Source organism: Acinetobacter sp. YH01006, from assembly GCF_013420445.1.
In the GTDB taxonomy this organism is placed as follows: Bacteria; Pseudomonadota; Gammaproteobacteria; order Pseudomonadales; family Moraxellaceae; genus Acinetobacter; species Acinetobacter pseudolwoffii.
In genome coordinates this window covers 1-17,929 of the sequence record NZ_VOYB01000013.1, presented here as the reverse complement: position 1 = coordinate 17,929, position 17,929 = coordinate 1, and the positions used below count along the sequence as shown (strand labels likewise).

The following is a 17,929-nucleotide window of genomic DNA, read 5'->3' as shown; positions in this document are numbered from 1 at the left end:
AGAATGACAATCATGCAGAATGCGCCGCTGGTTCCAGATTATGATCACACTGAGGAACGAATTAATTATATCAGTCATGCTGTGGGTGCTGGACTATCGGTAATTGCTGGTATTCTTTTGATTATTAAAGGGTCTTATCTCAGTACTGGACAATGGATTGGACTTTGGGTCTATGCGCTGAGCATGATCTTGCTGTTCTCTGCGTCGATGCTCTATCACATGGCCACCTCAGCAGACCGTCGTTATTTTTATAAAAAAGTTGATCATACTGCAATTTATTATTTAATCGCCGGAACCTATACGCCTTTCCTGTCAATTGCCATTCCAACAGCCAAAGCCCAGTATTTATTGATTGCACTCTGGGTGATCGCCCTCATTGGTACACTGTTCAAGTTCGTTTTCATTCATCGTTTCCAGAAAATTTCTTTAGTGGCTTATCTGGTCATGGGCTGGCTGGCGCTGCTGGTGATGGATGATATGCAACAATATCTCAGTGCTCAATCTTTGACCTTTCTGATCATTGGCGGATTGGCTTATACCGTAGGTGCATTGTTTTACGCTTTAAAAAGAGTAAGATATACCCACGCTATCTGGCACATATTTGTATTGATAGGCGCAGGATCACATTTTCTGTCTATCTATCTTTACGTGATTTAATCATCTTCTTTTTCATTTCAGTGACCCTGAGCGAGTTAAAGCGAGAAGATTGCAGTTGTTTTTTTAAAAAATTACGCCTTTTTTAAAAAGATTACGCTTTTAAAACTAAGCTTTTTTATTTTTAGTAAGTGTAAGGTTCTTCATGGCGTCGTCTAATTCTGCTGCTCAGCCAGCACAAAATTCAAAATTTCGCGTTTTAACCGCGAGCTTGGTCGGTACTACAATCGAGTTCTTCGATTTTTATATCTATGCCACTGCTGCTGTCATTATTTTTCCATATCTGTTCTTCCCTGCAAGTACAGATCCGATGACTGCCACCATTCAGTCGCTTGCCACTTTCGCCATTGCCTTTATTGCCCGCCCGATTGGTGCGGCACTCTTTGGTCATTTGGGTGACCGGATCGGGCGAAAAGCCACATTGGTCGCTGCCTTGCTGACCATGGGTATTTCCACCGTTGCGATTGGCCTCTTGCCCACTTATGCGCAAATCGGGATTGCTGCACCACTCTTGCTTGCACTCTGTCGTTTAGGTCAGGGCTTGGGGCTGGGTGGTGAATGGTCAGGTGCAGTACTTCTTGCCACCGAGAATGCACCTGAAGGTAAACGTGCCTGGTATGGCATGTTCCCGCAACTGGGTGCTCCAATCGGCTTTATTCTGGCAACAGGTTCTTTCCTGACGTTGGGCGCTTTCATGTCTGAGGCTGACTTTATGGCTTGGGGCTGGCGTATTCCATTTATCTCAAGTGCCTTGCTGGTGATTGTCGGTTTATGGATTCGTTTAAAACTGCATGAAACCCCGGCATTCCAAAAGGTGCTAGATAAACAAAAAGAAGTGAACATTCCATTTGTTCAAGTCTTCAAAAAACATTCTCGCATGCTGGTACTCGGCACCATCGCTGCAATCTGTACCTTCGTGGTGTTCTACCTCACCACAGTATTTGCATTGCAATGGGGTACTAAACAGCTAGGTTATTCTCGTGAAGAATTCCTGCAATTGCAGTTGGTTGCAACCCTATGTTTTGCTGCCTTTATCCCACTTTCTGCAGTATTGGCCGAGAAATTTGGCCGTAAAACCACCTCGATTGCAGTCTGTGTTATCTCTGCCATCTTCGGGATTTTCTTTGCAGATATGCTGGAATCTGGCAGCACGCTGGTGGTATTCCTGTTCTTGTGTATTGGTCTGGCGATCATGGGCTTAACCTATGGGCCAATCGGTACTGTATTGTCTGAAATATTCCCGACTTCAGTACGTTATACCGGTTCTGCATTGACCTTTAACCTGGCAGGCATCTTTGGTGCATCCTTTGCTCCGCTGATTGCCACCAAACTGGCAACAACTTATGGTCTGTCTGCAGTCGGTTATTACCTGACCGCAGCATCAATCCTGTCACTGATTGCATTTCTGTTGATTCGTGAAACCAAGAATGATGATGTAAATAATCAAATTTAAAGTCTTAGTTTGATTTAAAAGCCAGCATTCGATGCTGGCTTTTTTATGATTTCACAACAAAACTCTGCTACTTATCTCGTTAAATTTGCTCAACAATCAAATGGACTCAACCAGACAATGAGGCAAGGCAATGCAGGAACTTATTGAATCCCTAACCCAGGAACAGTTGGTCAATATTATTATTTTGCTGGAAGATGATAAAAAAATAGAGGCCGTTCGCTATATCACCGAGCACACGACCTTGGATGAAATCCAGGCGCTGCAAGTGATTGAGGAAATTGTCCGTGAGCACGATGTGGTCATGAAAACTGAAAGCACAGGACCGCGCTTTAGTGATGATGCGGGTGAGATTGACCTGGTAACGCCTCCCCTTGAAATTCCGACCCATCCGAGCCTGAATACCCCCACAGAAGCTGAAATCACCGCACGACAATTACGCGAAGACGTCCCAACCCGAAAAATTGAAAATAAAATCTGGATTCTGGCAGCCATTGCAGTGCTGTTATTGATCCTGATCTGGATCATCAGTTAAAGCTGAACAGGACAATATCTCCATTTAGATCAGTTCAATAATATCAATGGTGGGTGGTACTCTAAAACGAAAAGGTACGCCGACCAAACCGGTGCCAACCGTGACAAACACATCTGCATGTTCATGACGGTACATGCCCTTCTTGTGCCCCAAAATTGATACTTTTTTCATGACATAATCGGTCAGCCAAGGCAATTCCACCTGTCCGCCGTGGGTATGTCCAGCCAGCATGAGAGGACGTGTCGGCAATTTGGGAATCATATCCACCGTATCGGGATTATGCGACAAAATGACCCAAGGCTTGTCCTGAGGTAAATCTGGCAGACTGCGCATATCGGCTTTACCCGCCCAGAGATCGCCCACACCCAAGAGCCGAAATTCATCAAATTCGACAATTTGCCCTTCAATATCCATGACCTGATTGACTTGCAGTGCATAACGCAACAGTTCCTGAATCGGTGGTCCCGGATATTGCTCGTCATGATTGCCATTGACGGAATAGACTGGGGCATGAATTTCTTTTAAAACTGCCAGTTCTTGTGCCAGTTTATTTTCCGGCTCATAAGTCCAGTCTCCGGCCACCACCACCAAATCGGGTTGAACATGATTTAACTTATGCACAATTTGTCGCAACTGCCGTTCATGACCAGAAAACAGACCGATATGTAAATCTGCAATCAGGGCAATCCGGACGGGTTGCTTTAAGCGTTTATCCGCATTGATCTGATATTGTGTCGTTTTCACTTGAATTAAATGCGGCTCGATAAAGCGTGCATAACTCAAGACGGCGCTGATGAAAAATACAAAAACAGCTTCATGCAAGGAATAATAACCGCTCCATCCGGCATAAATACTGAAGAACACCAGTGGAACCAGTAAATAGGACAGGTAAAAAGCCAACAAATGACAAAATGCTTTAAATGGATGAATGGTCTCGGTACGAGATTGACTCGACCATGCCTGGTACACAGCCCAGATGGCCAGAATGGCCATGCCTAAATAAAAATAAAAAAGTACGGAACTGGTATCCCACATAGATTTGCCTTGTCGAGTCGAGAAGCTGATTACTGGCTTTATATTTATCTTTTCATAGCTGGCAATTATACTCAATTCTAATTTTTCATTCTTCGACTTATATGGCCACTGCTCCCCACGTTCAAGCTCATTCAAAATCTCCCAGCTTTTCATCAATTTACCGCTATAAAGCTGGGATTTTACTGAGCTGTAGCATGATCTTGGGTCTTCCTGCATGCAGTACTTTGCCCAAGCAAACTGAGCAGCCTAGCCAGATGGCATTTGAAACAGATACCTCACAAACCAGTTTGGCGCAAATTGTTGAACCTTTACGTGAACAGAACATCGGCCTGACCGGCTATCGTGTGCTCTATGACCCACTCGAAGCACTGGGTGCGCGTATCCAGCTGATTAAGAAGGCCGAGCGTAGTCTGGATCTACAATATTATATTTGGGACAACGACCGGATTGGCACCCTTGCCCTGCATGCGATTATTCAGGCGGCAGATCGTGGCGTAAAAGTGCGTCTGTTAATGGATGACAATAATGCCAAGAAAATGGAAGGCATTTATCTGGCCTTAAACCAGCATCAGAATATCGATGTCAAACTGTATAATCCCTACCGTTTTCGAAAATATCGTGCCATGGACATGGTGCTGGATTTAAAGCGTATTAATCGCCGCATGCATAATAAAAGTTTTATTGCCGACAACCAGATTGCCCTGATTGGTGGACGCAATATGAGTAACCAGTATTATAATGTCAGTGAAATTTATCAGTTTTCCGATGTCGATGTGATGCTGGTCGGTGCAGCCTCAGATGAAATCATTCATTCCTTCGATGAATACTGGAATGATGATTATGCCTATCCGGTGCAGCAAATTGTCAATCCGCGCCATCATGGCTTACGCTTTCCAAGCCTGAAGCAACAACTGGAAAAGCACAGTCAGGATCAGGCCACACAGAATTATCTGGATCTGGCCAATCGTTCCAGAGCCTTTGACCAATGGCTGGAACAAAACATTCAACTGGATTGGGTCGAAGCCGAAGTGGTCAAAGATCCTCCAAGCAAAATCAAGGCCAAGGCCAAAGCCGAAGAACATCTCAACTTCCAGTTATTACAACATCTGGAAAAACCTGAACAAAGTGTTGATATTGTCTCTGCCTATTTTGTTCCGGAAAAAATTGGCGCAGATCGTTTAAAGAAACTGGCGGATGAAAATATCGAGGTCCGTGTCTTGACCAATTCGTTTAAAGCCAATGATGTTGCCGTGGTACATGCCTTTTATGCCAAATATCGTCAGGATTTATTGGAAAATGATGTGCAGCTGTATGAGTTCCTTGCAGCGCCAGATGCCGATCATCTCAATGCCAATACAGCGGAAATTTCCAAAAAAGCCAAAGTCAGCCTGAAAGGTTTAAGCCGCTCCAGCCTGCATGCCAAGCTGATGGCAATCGATCAAAAACAGGTGTTTATTGGTTCTTTTAACTTTGATCCACGTTCTGCCTATCTCAACACTGAAATTGGTGTATTACTGAATAGCCCCTCTTTAGCACAGGCAGTGCACCAAACCATGGATCAGAACTTAAGTAAATATGCCTATAAACTGGTGCTGGATGCCAACCAGAATATTAACTGGAAAATCAAGAAAGCCAATGGAGAGGTTAAAACCTTCACCAAAGAACCCGGAATAAGATGGTACCAAAAAGCTGGGCTCAAACTGGTGTCCTGGTTGCCGATCGAAGGGTTTATGTAAGTGACAAACAGCTTGAGTTGAACTATTTAAAATAGCCTCTTCTTTAACGCTGCCTTCTTCTCATGGATTTGCCCAAGTTTCAGAGATATGAGTGTGGCAAGGATGTCACATATTATCTATCACGACAGGACGTCGTGTATGGATAATAAAGACTTTTGCCTACTTTGGGTCTGTCAAAAGTAGAGTTTTGCCAACACAAAGCCATTTAAATGTTTAAAGCAAAGATGAGGCTATACACGTCTATTCCCAAGAATAGATATCAAATGCCTAAATTTCTCATCCAGTTGTTTTTTATTAAGTCTTTTCTAGTACACGCGATTGCAACTCCACCAAGCCAGCCTGCATGGTTTGCTGTACCACACGGGTCAGGCTTTCAACAGTGTGCCCCTCAGTCGCGATTGCAGGTAAAGCCACTAAATGTGCAATCACTTGTGGCATTTCCAGTACTTTTTTGACATGGGCTGCAAAACTGATGTCATTGATAAACGGCGCAACCACATCGAGTTCACCCTGCTGATTCACATAACAAATCAGGCAAATTTGCACAGGACGCTGTGCCTCAATCGCAGCGCCCAAAATCCGGCCGTGTACTTTTTTAATGGCTCGCCCATCTGAAGTGGTGGCTTCAGGAAAAAATAATACGGGAATATTCTGTTTTAAAAATCCGGTAATCTGTTCGCGGATACGCACCGAATCACCAGAACCACGTTTGATAAATAAAGTGCCGCCACCTTTGGCCAATTTACCCAGAATTGGCCAGTTTTCAATTTCTGCTTTGGCCAGAAAAAATACGCGTGCCCCTGAACCTAAAACTGCAATATCGAGCCAGGACACATGGTTACTCACCCATAAAGCGGGTTCGCGCGGAATTTCACCGTGCACCTGGACTTCTATATTGAATACTTTGCACAACTGTCGACAAAAATGTTGCACATAACGGGTATTGGTTGGATTGTTCGGATTTTTGTATAAACCGTGACGGAAAACCAAATAGAACCCTTCACTGATAACAGCCAGTGAAGCTGTTACTTTTCGCATATAAAGCCAGAATTTTGCCAAACCATGTCGGTGAGATGTTTGATCTTGTACAGTTGGGTTCATAAAAACGTCACTAAATCCTAAGCTAGATACAGGGAATATCCACGAATTAAACTCATTCTATACTGTTCATTCGCAACATGCATTGATAATAAAAACCGACCAATAAGATCTATATCTTCAATTTTAATTGGATTAATGAATCATTTAGAATAAAAACATCGGAATATTGGATCAAAAAGGATCGCTGCCATGCCAGATCAAACCCAGCCTGCGAATGAAAAGCTTCAGCCTTTACAAGTGCTCAAATATATTTTGGGTGGTACCTGTATCTATGCCGCTGTACTGGTAACACTTGCACAACTGTTTGTCACCGCACTTTAAACCAAAGCCGCGCTAATTCAGTATCTGCCTCGCTCTTTTTCAACTACACTAAAGCTTTCAAGTGGAGATTGGCCTGAGTGGAATATTTAGAACAACATCGGGGGAAAGAACGCGTCATTCTGGTGAGTGTCAGCGTACAAATGCTGGATGACCTTGATGCTGAAGAGTTTAATCTGCTGGCGCAATCTGCAGATGCCGAAATTCTGGAACATATTCATGCTCAACGCGTCAAACCGGATGCCAAATTTTTTATCGGGTCAGGCAAAGCAGAAGAAATCGCCGAACGCGTAGAAGAACTGGACGCCAATCTGGTCATTGTTGATCATGCCCTGACACCGGCCCAGGCCCGTAATCTGGAACAGGTCATCAAGTGCCGTGTGGTCGATCGTACCGAACTGATTTTAGATATTTTCGCCCAGCGTGCCCGTACCTATGAAGGCAAGCTGCAAGTCGAACTGGCACAACTGCAACATTTATCATCCCGCTTAATTCGCAGCCGTGGCAATCTCGACAGCCAAAAAGGCGGCATTGGCTTGCGTGGCCCGGGTGAAACCCTGCTTGAAACTGACCGTCGTTTACTGCGTATTCGCATGGGACAACTGAAAGCCAAAATTGATAAAGTCCGCCAGACCCGAATGCAAGGTCGTATTGCCCGTCAAAAAGCAGCTGTCCCCACTGTGTCTTTGGTCGGTTATACCAATGCCGGCAAATCGACCCTGTTTAACCTGCTGGCCAAGAGTGATGTCTATGCAGCCGATCAGCTTTTTGCCACCTTGGACCCGACTTTAAGACGTCTGGAATGGGATGGCATCGGTAATCTGGTACTGGCAGATACGGTGGGTTTTGTTCGCAATCTTTCCCACTCGCTGGTTGAATCCTTTAAGGCGACCCTGGAAGAAACCGTAGAAGCTACCCTGTTGCTGCATGTCATCGATTCAAGTAGTCCAGAAATGCTGGAGCAGATTGAAGCGGTTGAAAAAGTCCTGAAAGAAATTGGTGCCGATGTTCCGATCCTGCAGGTTTACAATAAAATTGACTGTAGCGGCGATGAGGCCAAAATTATTTATCGACGCCCGGGCGAGCCAGAACGTGTCTATGTTTCAGCACATAGTGGCGAAGGGATCGACCTGCTGCATAAAGCGGTACATGAAGCCCTGATGGGACAATTGCAATCCTTTGACCTGATTCTGAAACCCGCCTACGGCAAGCTGCGCAACCAGCTTTATGGTTTAAATGTAATCCAGTCAGAACATTATGATGATGAAGGTCAGCTGCATTTACATATTCGGATTGCAGCACAAAAACTGGAGCAGCTGATTAAACAGGCGCATTTACCTTTAGATGAAATTTTGGGAAAACAGGCACAGCAGTTTCAACGTCCACTGGAAGCGTTTGAAATCCGGTCAAAGATCGAGTAAAACTTGATAAGTAAACTTAATAATTGATCATACGAATGAACTGGATAAAACGAATAGACTGGCCAGCATGGATCGGCACCCTGTTACTTATTATTGTCTTTCGGGAAGCATCCGTCTGGCTCATGACCCAGCTGGATCATCCTGAATTGGGCAATCTGGTAGGGTTACTCAGCTTATTGATTGCCCTTTTTACCTGGCGCTATTTCGGTAAACTTCCCGCTCGTCTCGTAGACACCAATAACAAGCTGATGAAGGAAAGCGCCTTTGCTTTCCTGCCTGTCAGTGCAGGTGCACTGATGATGCTGGTCCATATGGGCCAGAAAATTCCGGCATTTTTGTTCATCATGTTTTTCAGCACCCTGATTCCTTTATGGATTTACGCCAAAATGGCCAAGCGCTGGTTATAGGAGTACCGCATGTTATCTATTTTATATGGCTTTGCGGTCACGCTGATGGCCTATCTGATTGCCAAACCCTGTAACCGGATCATCCCGCAAATTCCTGTCATCGTATTTAGCATGTTCTTTGTGCTTGCAATTTTATTTGTGCTCGGGATTCCTTATCAAAATTACATGGATCAAGTGAATCCGCTCTTCAATCATTTACTTGGCTATGTGACCGTCGCCCTGGCCATTCCACTGGCTGCAATGCGCTATGATGACTTACCACTAAAAGCGATTATCGGTATCTTGGTTTTTGCCAGTATCAGTGCTGTCGCCCTACCAATGGGACTTGCATATCTGCTGCATATGTCTTCCGCAGATATTATGGCTTTCGCGACTCGGGCGGTGACGACACCCATTGCGATTAATATCGCCACCTTGCTGGATGCTCCAATCAGTATGGTGATTCTGATTGTGATTCTTTCCGGAGTGATTGGCGCAGCATTTTCACCGTTTATCCTGCGGCATATCAATGATGAACGTGCTTCCGGACTGGCCTTAGGATTGGCAGCACATGCGATTGGTACAGCTCAGGCCTGGCAGCGTGGCAGTGTTGCAGGACGTTATGCCGCTTTCGGTATGGCAGTCAATGCGGTGTTTACTGCCATCTGGCTGCCTACTTTTATACTTTATTTGCAAAAAATGTGACTAGTGAATCATTTTAATTGTTTGTTTTGTGCTTTAATCGTTCCTAATATACAAACATAAAACAATTTTATTCAAGGAACAGAAATATGAAAAAGGTTCAATTATTCTCGGCTTTACTTTTAACCTCTTTCAGCCATCTGGCCTTAGCTTCGGATCTGTCAGGGACATGGCGCAATATCGATGATAAAACCGGTTCACCTAAAGCATTCCTGGAAATTCGCGAAACAGCTACAGGCACTTATACGGCCAAAATTACCAAAATCACGCCGCGCCCGGGCTATACCCCAAAAGAAAATTGTGTCTCTTGTCCTGCACCTTATACCAATAAACCGATTCTTGGACTGGATGTACTGACAGGCCTGAAGCACACCGGCAATAATAACTTTGCTCAAGGCAAACTACTCGATCCATTATCCGGGAATGTGTATAGCACCAAGGCAAAATTAAGCAGTAATGGTAAACGTCTGACTTTACGCGGCTATGTAGGCGTTTCGGCCCTGGGTCGCAGCCAGACCTGGATTAAACAGGATTAATTCATACTCTATTGAATAAAATGTGATGAGTTTAAAATTTAGCAGAGAGAAGCTTGCATTTTCATACATTAAGTTGTATGAATATTGAACATATGCTTTTCTCATGGATTATGAAAGTATAATAAGTAGAATTTACATAATATGTATCAAATGGAATTTGATGCGTTGTCATAAGGATATCGTATGCAGAAAATTGCAATTTTAGGTGTATTTACAGCCTCTATAGTCACCTGCTCCATGGCATTTGCGCAGGAGTTATCGGGTTTCTGGCAACAGATTGACGATAAAACCGGCTCACCTAAAGCACTGATTGAAATGAAAACTCAGGCAGATGGTTCTTATACTGGGAACATTCACAAAGTTACACCGCGACCAGGCTATACGCCACGGGAAAAATGTATAAAGTGCCCACCCCCATATACAGACAAACCGATTTTAGGACTAGAGATCATTAAAGGGCTGAAACCAACCAGCAAGAATAACTATGGACATGGTCAAATACTCGACCCTTTAACTGGCAAAATTTATGATTTAAAAGGGCGGATTTCTGCCAATGGGAAACGACTGACTCTACGTGGATACATTGGGATATCTGCCATCGGCCGTACACAAACCTGGATTCGCCAGGATTAATAAAGCAGCACATTTGTGTTGGAGATATTTTATTTCATCTATAAAAAAAAGGATAAATATAATGAAACAATCTAAATTAGGATTAATATTCATCGCTGCCATGATGACTGGCACTGCGTATGCACAGGACTTAACAGGCACCTGGCAACAAATTGATGACAAAACCGGTTCACCAAAAGCAGTGATTGAAATTCGCCAAAATGATAACGGTACGTTTGCCGGAAAAATTATCAAAGTTACGCCACGTCCGGGCTATACCCCACAGAAAACCTGTAATAAATGTCCCGCGCCTTATACCAATCAACCTATTCTGGGCATGGATGTACTGACTGGCTTAAAACATGTGGAAGGCACCAATAACTATGAAAAAGGCCGTGTGATCGACCCGTTGGCGGGTAAAATTTACGATGCCAGAGTACGTCTGAATGCCAATGGTAAACGTTTAACCTTGCGTGGTTATGTCGGCGTTTCTGCTTTAGGCCGCAGCCAGACCTGGATTCGTCAGGATTAGTATCCAATTCTCAATATTAATAAAAGCTGCCAACTTGGCAGCTTTTTTTAGTACATTAACTCTATAGTATTCAGATAATTATTGACTATTTAATCATAATTCCTAACATGAGGGCGCGATGACAAAAAACTCTCTGGAATGACTCTCTATGTTAAAAAAAATATTACTTGCCGCATTGACCACAGGGTTTAGCATGACCCTTTGGGCGGAAGATATTACTGGAACTTGGCAACAAATTGATGATAAAACGGGAGCTGCCAAAGCGATTATCGTAATTAGCCAAGAGCCTAACGACACTTACTCTGCTAAAATTGTGAAAGTTACCCCTCGTCCGGGCTATACACCACGTGAAAAATGTAATGCCTGCCCTGCTCCCTATACCAATCAGCCCATTTTAGGTATGACAATTATCAAGGGCTTAAAACATGTTAAAGGCACCAATAACTATGAAAAAGGTAAAGTGATTGATCCTTTGGCAGGTAAAATTTATGACGCAAAAATGCGTTTAAATAACACTGGCAAACGTTTAACCCTGCGCGCCAGTGTAGGTGTTTCGGTACTTGGTCGTAACCAGACCTGGATACGTGCAGACTAATAGATAGTTTAAAAAAGCCACGTGATCACGTGGCTTTTTTTATTGGATTTACTTAGATCACCGGATTATCAACCGCGAACATCTGCTGATCTTCCAGACGGAATGCCATGAGTTGATTGCCCCAGACACAGCCACCATCGACATTTTGAATTCGGTCCGAAATAGTTTTACCATTTAAGGCAGCCCAGTGACCAAACAGAATCTGATGGCTTTGCGCTGCTAATGACTCAAATTCAAACCAGGGTTTAAAGCCTTCCGGCATTGGATCATCTAGCGCATCTTTAAAGCTGTATTCCAGACGCCCCTCTGCATCAGTGAGACGCATCCGGGTCAAATAATTCACGATACAGCGAATACGCTCATGGCCCTTTAGCTGGTCTGACCACAGTGCGGGTTCTTTCCCAAACATCTCTTTCAAAAAATCATCCAGCACATCGAAGTCATCATTAGAAATGATGGCTTCAACTTCTTGTGCCAATTGAGCAGTTTTTTCTGCATTCCAGATATTCGGAATCCCTGCATGGGTCAGAATAGTCTGCTCATTTGGAAATAGACACAGCGGCTGTTTACGCAGCCAGTCAATCAGGTCATCGCTGTCGATGGCATCAATCACATCACGAACATTGTCTTTTTCTTTAATCGGCTTGATGCCGCGGGCATAGGCCAATAAAGTCAAATCATGATTACCCAAGACTGTTGCAGCCGATCCCTGTTCGGCCAGTTTCTTGATAAACCGCAGTGCAGCAATTGAGTTTTCACCTCGTGCCACCAAGTCTCCAGCAAACCAGATAAAGTCCTGATCTGCATCGAAGCGGATTTCTTTGAGCAGAGCTTTCAAGGCCTCAAAACAGCCTTGCACATCGCCAATTACATAATTATATCGAACAGTGCGGTTCATCGTTATTTAAGCCACCATTTGATCTGAAAGTGCAACAAACTGTTCAAGGGTCAGAGTTTCTGGACGTGCCATCGGGTCAACACCCGCTTTTTCAAAACCATCTTCAACCAGCATGCCTTTTAAGCTATTGCGCAAGGTTTTACGACGCTGGGTAAAGACATGAGATACCAGACGTGCCAGCGCTTTTTCATTTTTGGCCACAATCGGCTTGTCTGCATAAGGCTCTAAACGAAATACCGCCGAGGTTACTTTTGGTGGCGGATTGAAAGATCCCGGTGGTACTTCAAACAGGAAAGTCGGTTTGCAGAAATACTGGATCATGACTGACAAACGGCCATATTCCTTAGTATTTGGTAATGCGGTAATCCGATCAACCACTTCTTTTTGCAGCATGAAGTGCATGTCCTGCACTTTGCCACCAAATTCCAAAAGATGAAAAAGCAGGGGAGTAGAAATATTATAGGGCAAGTTACCAACCACGCGCAGCGGACGGCCTTCTTCAAATAATGTTGAATAATCAAAGCGCAGTGCATCGGCTTCAATAATGGTTAAACGTTCTGGATGTGGTACACGACCCGGCAGGCCCGCAGCCAAATCACGGTCAAGTTCGACCACAGTCAATGCATCACATTCACCAATCAAAGGTGAGGTCAATGCGGCCAGACCCGGCCCAATTTCCAGAATGTTCTGACCTGGACGTGGGTTGACTGAGCGTACAATTTTGGCAATGACACGTTGGTCATGTAAGAAGTTTTGACCAAATCGTTTTCGAGCCTGATGCCCTTCTTCTTTTGGGTTTAAGGCATTAATTTGATACATAAAAACATTTCCAACGTGAGTGATGAACAATAATCAGTGGCGCGCCAGATCGAGGGCTAAATCGACAGCAACGTGCAGGCTGGAACTTTTCGCAAGTCCCGTACCCGCAAGGGAGAGTGCTGTGCCATGATCTACAGATGTACGAATAAAGGGTAAGCCGAGGGTAATATTAATGGCTTCACCAAAGCCCTGTGATTTTAACACAGGTAAGCCCTGATCGTGATACATCGCCAGAACCGCATCGGCATCTTTTAAGTTTTCCGGGGTAAATAAAGTATCTGCGGGCAAGCTTAAACTCATATTGATGCCTTGAGCACGGTAGCTTTCGAGTACCGGATTAATCACTTCAATTTCTTCCATACCCAAATAGCCACCCTCGCCTGCATGCGGATTGAGACCGCAAACCAAAATATGCGGATGTTCAATCTTAAATTTGGATTTCAGATCGTGAATCAGGATATCAATGACTTGATGCAAACGCTCTTTGCTAATCGCATCGGCAACGGTACGTAAAGGAAGATGCGTCGTTGCTAAAGCCACACGTAAAGTCTTGGTCGCCAGCATCATCACCACCCGCTCAACGCCTGCAAATTCTTGATAATATTCGGTATGACCGCTGAAATGGATGCCAGCTTCATTCATCACAGACTTTTGCACCGGTGCAGTTGCCACGCCGACACTTTTAGCTGACATGGCATAGTCCGCAGATCGTCGCAGTTGTTCTAATACATAAGCGGCATTGTTCGGGTTCAATTCACCTAATACCACAGGCCGATTGAGTGGCACATGTTCAACATACAGCTGACCTTTTTTTGAAGATGCGTCCTGTCCGGTATATTCAATCAACGCCACAGACAATTTCAATTGATCTGCACGGGCTTTCAGCATATTCAGATCGGCCAATACTATAATCGGACGTTCATCCACACGTTCTGCCAGACTCAGGCAAATATCAGGACCAATTCCGGCAGGTTCTCCGCTGGTGACATATAAAGGCAGCATCATCTTCTCAATTTGGCAAAGCTGAGAAATATTATAACCCGATCATATCCAGGCTGCAGCGATCATTGCAAAGCGTCCTTATAAATCAATATTTTGATACGATTGAAAGGATGGTTACAAATATAGTCCTCGTTTTTGCGAGATATTCAGGTTTATGCCTTTCCTTATTTCAGGAGATTAGATAAAATACAGCGCTTGAAATTTCAATTTTCATTTGTGATTCTTCACGTATTCGTTTAGAATCGCGTCTCCTTTAGTTTGGACAGATTCCATAGTCCAAACCAACTATAATAGGTAGTGGTTTAATGAAAACTCTCAGCGCTAAGCCAGCTGAGGTTCAACACGACTGGTACGTTGTTGATGCTTCTGGCAAAACTTTAGGTCGCCTTGCGACTGAAATCGCTCGTCGTTTACGCGGTAAGCACAAGACTTCTTATACTCCTCACGTTGACACTGGCGATTATATCGTTGTAATCAATGCTGAAGAAATCACTGTGACTGGTAAAAAGTCACAAGATAAGAAATACTATCGCCACACTGGTTTCCCTGGTGGTATCCGTGAGACTAACTTTGAAAAGTTAATCGCTCACAAACCAGAAGCAGTTCTAGAAAAAGCTGTTAAAGGTATGTTACCTAAAGGTCCTCTTGGTTATGCAATGATCAAGAAAATGAAAGTGTATGCAGGTACTGAGCATCCACACGCTGCTCAACAGCCACAAGTTTTGGACATCTAAGGGATAACAGCACATGGCTACTAATTATGGTACAGGTCGCCGTAAGACCGCAACTGCACGTGTTTTCCTATCAGCTGGTACTGGTAAACTCGTAATTAACAACCGTACTCTTGAACAGTATTTCGGTCGTGAAACTGCTCGTATGGTGGTTAACCAACCTCTTGAGCTGCTTGAAGCAACTGAGAAATATGACCTTTACATCACTGTTGCTGGTGGTGGTATCGGTGGTCAAGCAGGCGCAATCCGTCACGGTATTACTCGTGCATTGATCGCTTCTGACGAGACTTTAAAACCTGCTCTTCGTCAAGCTGGTTTCGTTACTCGTGATGCTCGTGAAGTTGAACGTAAGAAACTTGGTTTACGTAAAGCTCGTAAACGTCCTCAGTTCTCTAAACGTTAATTCGTTTACCGAACCGGACAAAAAAGCCTTGGATTATTCCAAGGCTTTTTTTATAAGTATTCATTTTCAATATTGAAGGATATTTCTGCGGTTATTGTTCATGTATATCTTTACCCCAGACTCCGTCATGGCACCAAAATGATTTACTCAGATAATAATTTGCTACGCCAATAACAATAAATAGCAGGATGATGAGCAGTTTAATAAGCATGCTGTTTTTCTCCAGATATTTTTCTTATAATCTACCTTGGCTCAAGCCGATTGATCTTTGATGCTTGGTGCTTTTTAGGTTGAATTTTAGTATCCTAGTCTATTCATTAGAACTTCATCAGGATTTATGTCAGTCGAAAGCGCGCCTCTTCAAGGAATTACCTTATATAGTCATGCCGATGACTTCCGTTCCCATTGGATTCGCTATGTGCTTGCCGAGAAGCAAATTAAATACAACCTGATTCTGGTAGATACAGATGACGAGGATCTGGCCAGTCTCAATCCTTATAATCAGTTGCCGATGCTGATCGAAAATGAACTCAAATTATTCAATACTTCAATTATTTCTGAATATGTAGATGATCGCTATCGTCAGAATAAACTGTATGCCGATGCGCCGATGCCGCGCGCGGAGCAACGTCAATACATCTGGCGCTTTGAAAATGACTGGCTACAACTGGCCGATATCATGTTACGTCATCCAGACACCCTAGATAAAAAAGCCAAAAACCAGGCACAGAAGCAGTTACAAGATATCCTGACCTCATTGATGCCACTATTCCAGCATTTTCCCTATTTTATGTCTGAACAATTCAGTATTCTGGATTGCATGTTGGCGCCAATTTTTATCCGCCTGAAACAGATGGGCATAGAATTACCGCAGCAGCAATGCCGTCCATTTTATTTATATTGCCAGCGAATTTTCAGTCGTCCTGCCTTTGTAAAATCTATGACATTGCAGGAAAAAAACCGTTATTCAGCACAAATCAAGAACCTGTAGAGAAACATCATGTCCGAACAAGAATTCAACCTTAGCCCTACTCGTCCCTATATGGCACGCGCAATCTATGAGTGGGTTTGCGATAACAATATGACGCCCTACTTGCTGGTCGATGCGACACGTCCAAATACCATGGTTCCTGAGCAGTTTATTAAAGATGGGCAGATTGTGCTGAATATTGTGCCTCATGCGGTACATGCGCTACATATGAGCAATGATGCAATTAGCTTCTCTGCTCGCTTTGGTGGTGTCTCTCGTGATATCTATGTCCCTATGGCAGCCGTACTCGGTATTTACGCACGTGAAAACGGCCAAGGTTTATTCTTTGATCCAAGTGAATATGAACATACACAAACCGATGAAGATGCTTTAAAATCAAGCACTGAAGAAAAACCTGAACAGCCAAAGAAAAAACCAACTTTAAGGTTATTAGATTAAAAAATAATGGAGCAAGTGAATGGCTTTTGATTTAGTACAATATTTTGTTGAACAGATAGAAACTCAAAAGCCTGAGCTTCTAAAAGACCATACGAAAGAAGAAAGACGAAAATATATAACTGAAATTAATGCCTTAACTTTAGGCAAACTGATTACCGAGTGGCGCAACAATCCACAAAAAATTTATAACGAAATTAATCATCCTGATGAATTATATATACTGGAAGTCGTGCGTCATCTGGCCACCCATTCGGAAAACCAGTCAGCTCTGGATCGAACTCAACTAGAACAAAGCACCTCGGAAATTTTCCATTTACAGCTCACTGAATTAAAACAGTTACATGATACCGGCAATCATAATCTTAACAGCATTCAAGAACTGCTCACCGGCCAGATTGAACATTTATCCGGTCAAGCAGATGATTGGGTTTGGACAACAAACAACCTAACAGAACTCAAAGGCTCTAAACCAATTGTACAAGAAGAGCTATCATTGGAGGCATCAATGAAGGAGTTTAATCAAATGGTAAGCCAGAATCATCAGCATCAAGATGTTGAAGACGTCGCTCTTGTAGAAACCCCAAAATGGGCAAAGATTGTTGAACCCATCATCGCCATTGCAATTCTTTGGGTATTAATTGCAGCCGTAATGCGCGTATTTGGTTAAAATGAACTGCAATCAAAAACCAGCATTTTGCTGGTTTTTTTATTTGCCAAGATTTATAAGATCGGCCTATCAATTATTTTAGAGCAAACCCAAGATTCAAGATCTCCTATCACTGCTATAAGAACAACCCTCCTAAGAAAGTTTTGATCAGCTTTGAAATATAAATATATTTAAGCACTTCAATAAGTTTGAGAAGCTCTAGTAGTTTCAATATTGCTTATTAAAAGTTCTTAAAAACCCCACGCACAAAAAAACACCCCCAACTGTTAAATTGGGGGTGTTTCGAATAATGAGCTGGCGATGACTTACTCTCACATGGGTAACCCCACACTACCATCAGCGCAAAGAGGTTTCACTTCTGAGTTCG

22 protein-coding genes are annotated in these 17,929 nt (G+C 43.4%); 17 read left to right on the top strand and 5 right to left on the bottom strand.

Annotated elements, in window-relative coordinates:
- Positions 1-12 precede the first annotated feature (12 nt).
- From FTT73_RS11470 to FTT73_RS11460, 3 genes are all read left to right on the top strand, one after another.
- Positions 13-657, top strand: a complete 645-nt coding sequence (locus FTT73_RS11470) for a hemolysin III family protein (RefSeq protein WP_180191453.1) — start codon at positions 13-15, stop codon at positions 655-657.
- Between the two features lie 142 nt (positions 658-799).
- Positions 800-2,107 carry an MFS transporter gene (locus tag FTT73_RS11465; RefSeq protein WP_074383499.1) on the top strand — a complete coding sequence of 436 codons (1,308 nt, stop codon included), beginning with the start codon at positions 800-802 and terminating at the stop codon, positions 2,105-2,107.
- Between the two features lie 130 nt (positions 2,108-2,237).
- Positions 2,238-2,639: a hypothetical protein gene (locus FTT73_RS11460; protein ID WP_100357973.1), complete on the top strand. Its 402-nt coding sequence runs from the start codon at positions 2,238-2,240 to the stop codon at positions 2,637-2,639.
- A 24-nt stretch (positions 2,640-2,663) separates the two neighbouring features.
- Here the strand turns inward: FTT73_RS11460 and FTT73_RS11455 are convergent, their stop codons facing one another.
- Positions 2,664-3,674: a metallophosphoesterase gene (locus tag FTT73_RS11455; RefSeq protein ID WP_159138925.1), complete on the bottom strand. Its 1,011-nt coding sequence runs from the start codon at positions 3,672-3,674 to the stop codon at positions 2,664-2,666.
- A gap of 101 nt (positions 3,675-3,775) precedes the next feature.
- Between FTT73_RS11455 and FTT73_RS11450 the strand changes: the two genes are divergently transcribed.
- Positions 3,776-5,410, top strand: a complete 1,635-nt coding sequence (locus FTT73_RS11450; protein WP_100535391.1) for a phospholipase D family protein — start codon at positions 3,776-3,778, stop codon at positions 5,408-5,410.
- Between the two features lie 294 nt (positions 5,411-5,704).
- On the opposite strand, the gene FTT73_RS11445 is transcribed toward FTT73_RS11450, so the two are convergent.
- Complete coding sequence (locus FTT73_RS11445) at positions 5,705-6,511, bottom strand: 1-acyl-sn-glycerol-3-phosphate acyltransferase (protein WP_100329182.1); 807 nt, start codon at positions 6,509-6,511, stop codon at positions 5,705-5,707.
- A gap of 189 nt (positions 6,512-6,700) precedes the next feature.
- Here FTT73_RS11445 and FTT73_RS16385 point away from each other — a divergent pair, with 189 nt between their 5' ends.
- The 8 genes from FTT73_RS16385 to FTT73_RS11410 all read left to right on the top strand — a co-directional run bounded on the left by FTT73_RS16385 (position 6,701) and on the right by FTT73_RS11410 (position 11,613).
- Complete coding sequence (locus FTT73_RS16385) at positions 6,701-6,832, top strand: hypothetical protein (RefSeq protein WP_005098021.1); 132 nt, start codon at positions 6,701-6,703, stop codon at positions 6,830-6,832.
- Positions 6,833-6,909: 77 nt separating this feature from the next.
- The gene (hflX, locus tag FTT73_RS11440; RefSeq protein ID WP_180191452.1) at positions 6,910-8,250 is read left to right on the top strand and encodes a ribosome rescue GTPase HflX; all 1,341 of its coding nucleotides are present in this window, start codon (positions 6,910-6,912) and stop codon (positions 8,248-8,250) included.
- Positions 8,251-8,285: 35 nt separating this feature from the next.
- Entirely contained in the window at positions 8,286-8,657 is a 372-nt protein-coding gene (locus tag FTT73_RS11435; RefSeq protein ID WP_005098027.1) for a hypothetical protein, read from the top strand.
- Between the two features lie 9 nt (positions 8,658-8,666).
- Positions 8,667-9,341: an LrgB family protein gene (locus FTT73_RS11430; protein ID WP_005098028.1), complete on the top strand. Its 675-nt coding sequence runs from the start codon at positions 8,667-8,669 to the stop codon at positions 9,339-9,341.
- Between the two features lie 86 nt (positions 9,342-9,427).
- Entirely contained in the window at positions 9,428-9,874 is a 447-nt protein-coding gene (locus FTT73_RS11425) for a DUF2147 domain-containing protein (RefSeq protein ID WP_005098029.1), read from the top strand.
- Positions 9,875-10,057: 183 nt separating this feature from the next.
- Positions 10,058-10,507 (top strand): DUF2147 domain-containing protein, encoded by a 450-nt coding sequence (locus FTT73_RS11420; RefSeq protein ID WP_005098031.1) that lies wholly within the window; start codon positions 10,058-10,060, stop codon positions 10,505-10,507.
- A 61-nt stretch (positions 10,508-10,568) separates the two neighbouring features.
- Positions 10,569-11,018, top strand: a complete 450-nt coding sequence (locus tag FTT73_RS11415; RefSeq protein ID WP_005098033.1) for a DUF2147 domain-containing protein — start codon at positions 10,569-10,571, stop codon at positions 11,016-11,018.
- A 148-nt stretch (positions 11,019-11,166) separates the two neighbouring features.
- The gene (locus tag FTT73_RS11410; protein WP_005098035.1) at positions 11,167-11,613 is read left to right on the top strand and encodes a DUF2147 domain-containing protein; all 447 of its coding nucleotides are present in this window, start codon (positions 11,167-11,169) and stop codon (positions 11,611-11,613) included.
- Between the two features lie 52 nt (positions 11,614-11,665).
- On the opposite strand, the gene FTT73_RS11405 is transcribed toward FTT73_RS11410, so the two are convergent.
- The 3 genes from FTT73_RS11405 to pdxA are packed head-to-tail and all read right to left on the bottom strand — an operon-like array spanning position 11,666 to position 14,332.
- Complete coding sequence (locus FTT73_RS11405) at positions 11,666-12,511, bottom strand: symmetrical bis(5'-nucleosyl)-tetraphosphatase (RefSeq protein ID WP_005169457.1); 846 nt, start codon at positions 12,509-12,511, stop codon at positions 11,666-11,668.
- A gap of 6 nt (positions 12,512-12,517) precedes the next feature.
- Entirely contained in the window at positions 12,518-13,330 is an 813-nt protein-coding gene (gene rsmA, locus FTT73_RS11400; RefSeq protein ID WP_005169455.1) for a 16S rRNA (adenine(1518)-N(6)/adenine(1519)-N(6))-dimethyltransferase RsmA, read from the bottom strand.
- 33 nt (positions 13,331-13,363) lie between these two features.
- Entirely contained in the window at positions 13,364-14,332 is a 969-nt protein-coding gene (gene pdxA, locus FTT73_RS11395; protein WP_180191451.1) for a 4-hydroxythreonine-4-phosphate dehydrogenase PdxA, read from the bottom strand.
- Positions 14,333-14,637: 305 nt separating this feature from the next.
- Here pdxA and rplM point away from each other — a divergent pair, with 305 nt between their 5' ends.
- The 5 genes from rplM to FTT73_RS11370 all read left to right on the top strand — a co-directional run bounded on the left by rplM (position 14,638) and on the right by FTT73_RS11370 (position 17,562).
- Complete coding sequence (gene rplM, locus FTT73_RS11390) at positions 14,638-15,066, top strand: 50S ribosomal protein L13 (RefSeq protein WP_004281682.1); 429 nt, start codon at positions 14,638-14,640, stop codon at positions 15,064-15,066.
- Between the two features lie 13 nt (positions 15,067-15,079).
- The gene (gene rpsI, locus FTT73_RS11385) at positions 15,080-15,466 is read left to right on the top strand and encodes a 30S ribosomal protein S9 (protein WP_005007735.1); all 387 of its coding nucleotides are present in this window, start codon (positions 15,080-15,082) and stop codon (positions 15,464-15,466) included.
- Positions 15,467-15,803: 337 nt separating this feature from the next.
- Positions 15,804-16,457 carry a glutathione S-transferase N-terminal domain-containing protein gene (locus FTT73_RS11380; RefSeq protein WP_005098044.1) on the top strand — a complete coding sequence of 218 codons (654 nt, stop codon included), beginning with the start codon at positions 15,804-15,806 and terminating at the stop codon, positions 16,455-16,457.
- Between the two features lie 9 nt (positions 16,458-16,466).
- Positions 16,467-16,895, top strand: a complete 429-nt coding sequence (locus tag FTT73_RS11375) for a ClpXP protease specificity-enhancing factor (RefSeq protein ID WP_005098047.1) — start codon at positions 16,467-16,469, stop codon at positions 16,893-16,895.
- Between the two features lie 19 nt (positions 16,896-16,914).
- The gene (locus tag FTT73_RS11370; RefSeq protein ID WP_180078668.1) at positions 16,915-17,562 is read left to right on the top strand and encodes a hypothetical protein; all 648 of its coding nucleotides are present in this window, start codon (positions 16,915-16,917) and stop codon (positions 17,560-17,562) included.
- Positions 17,563-17,929: the final 367 nt, after the last annotated feature.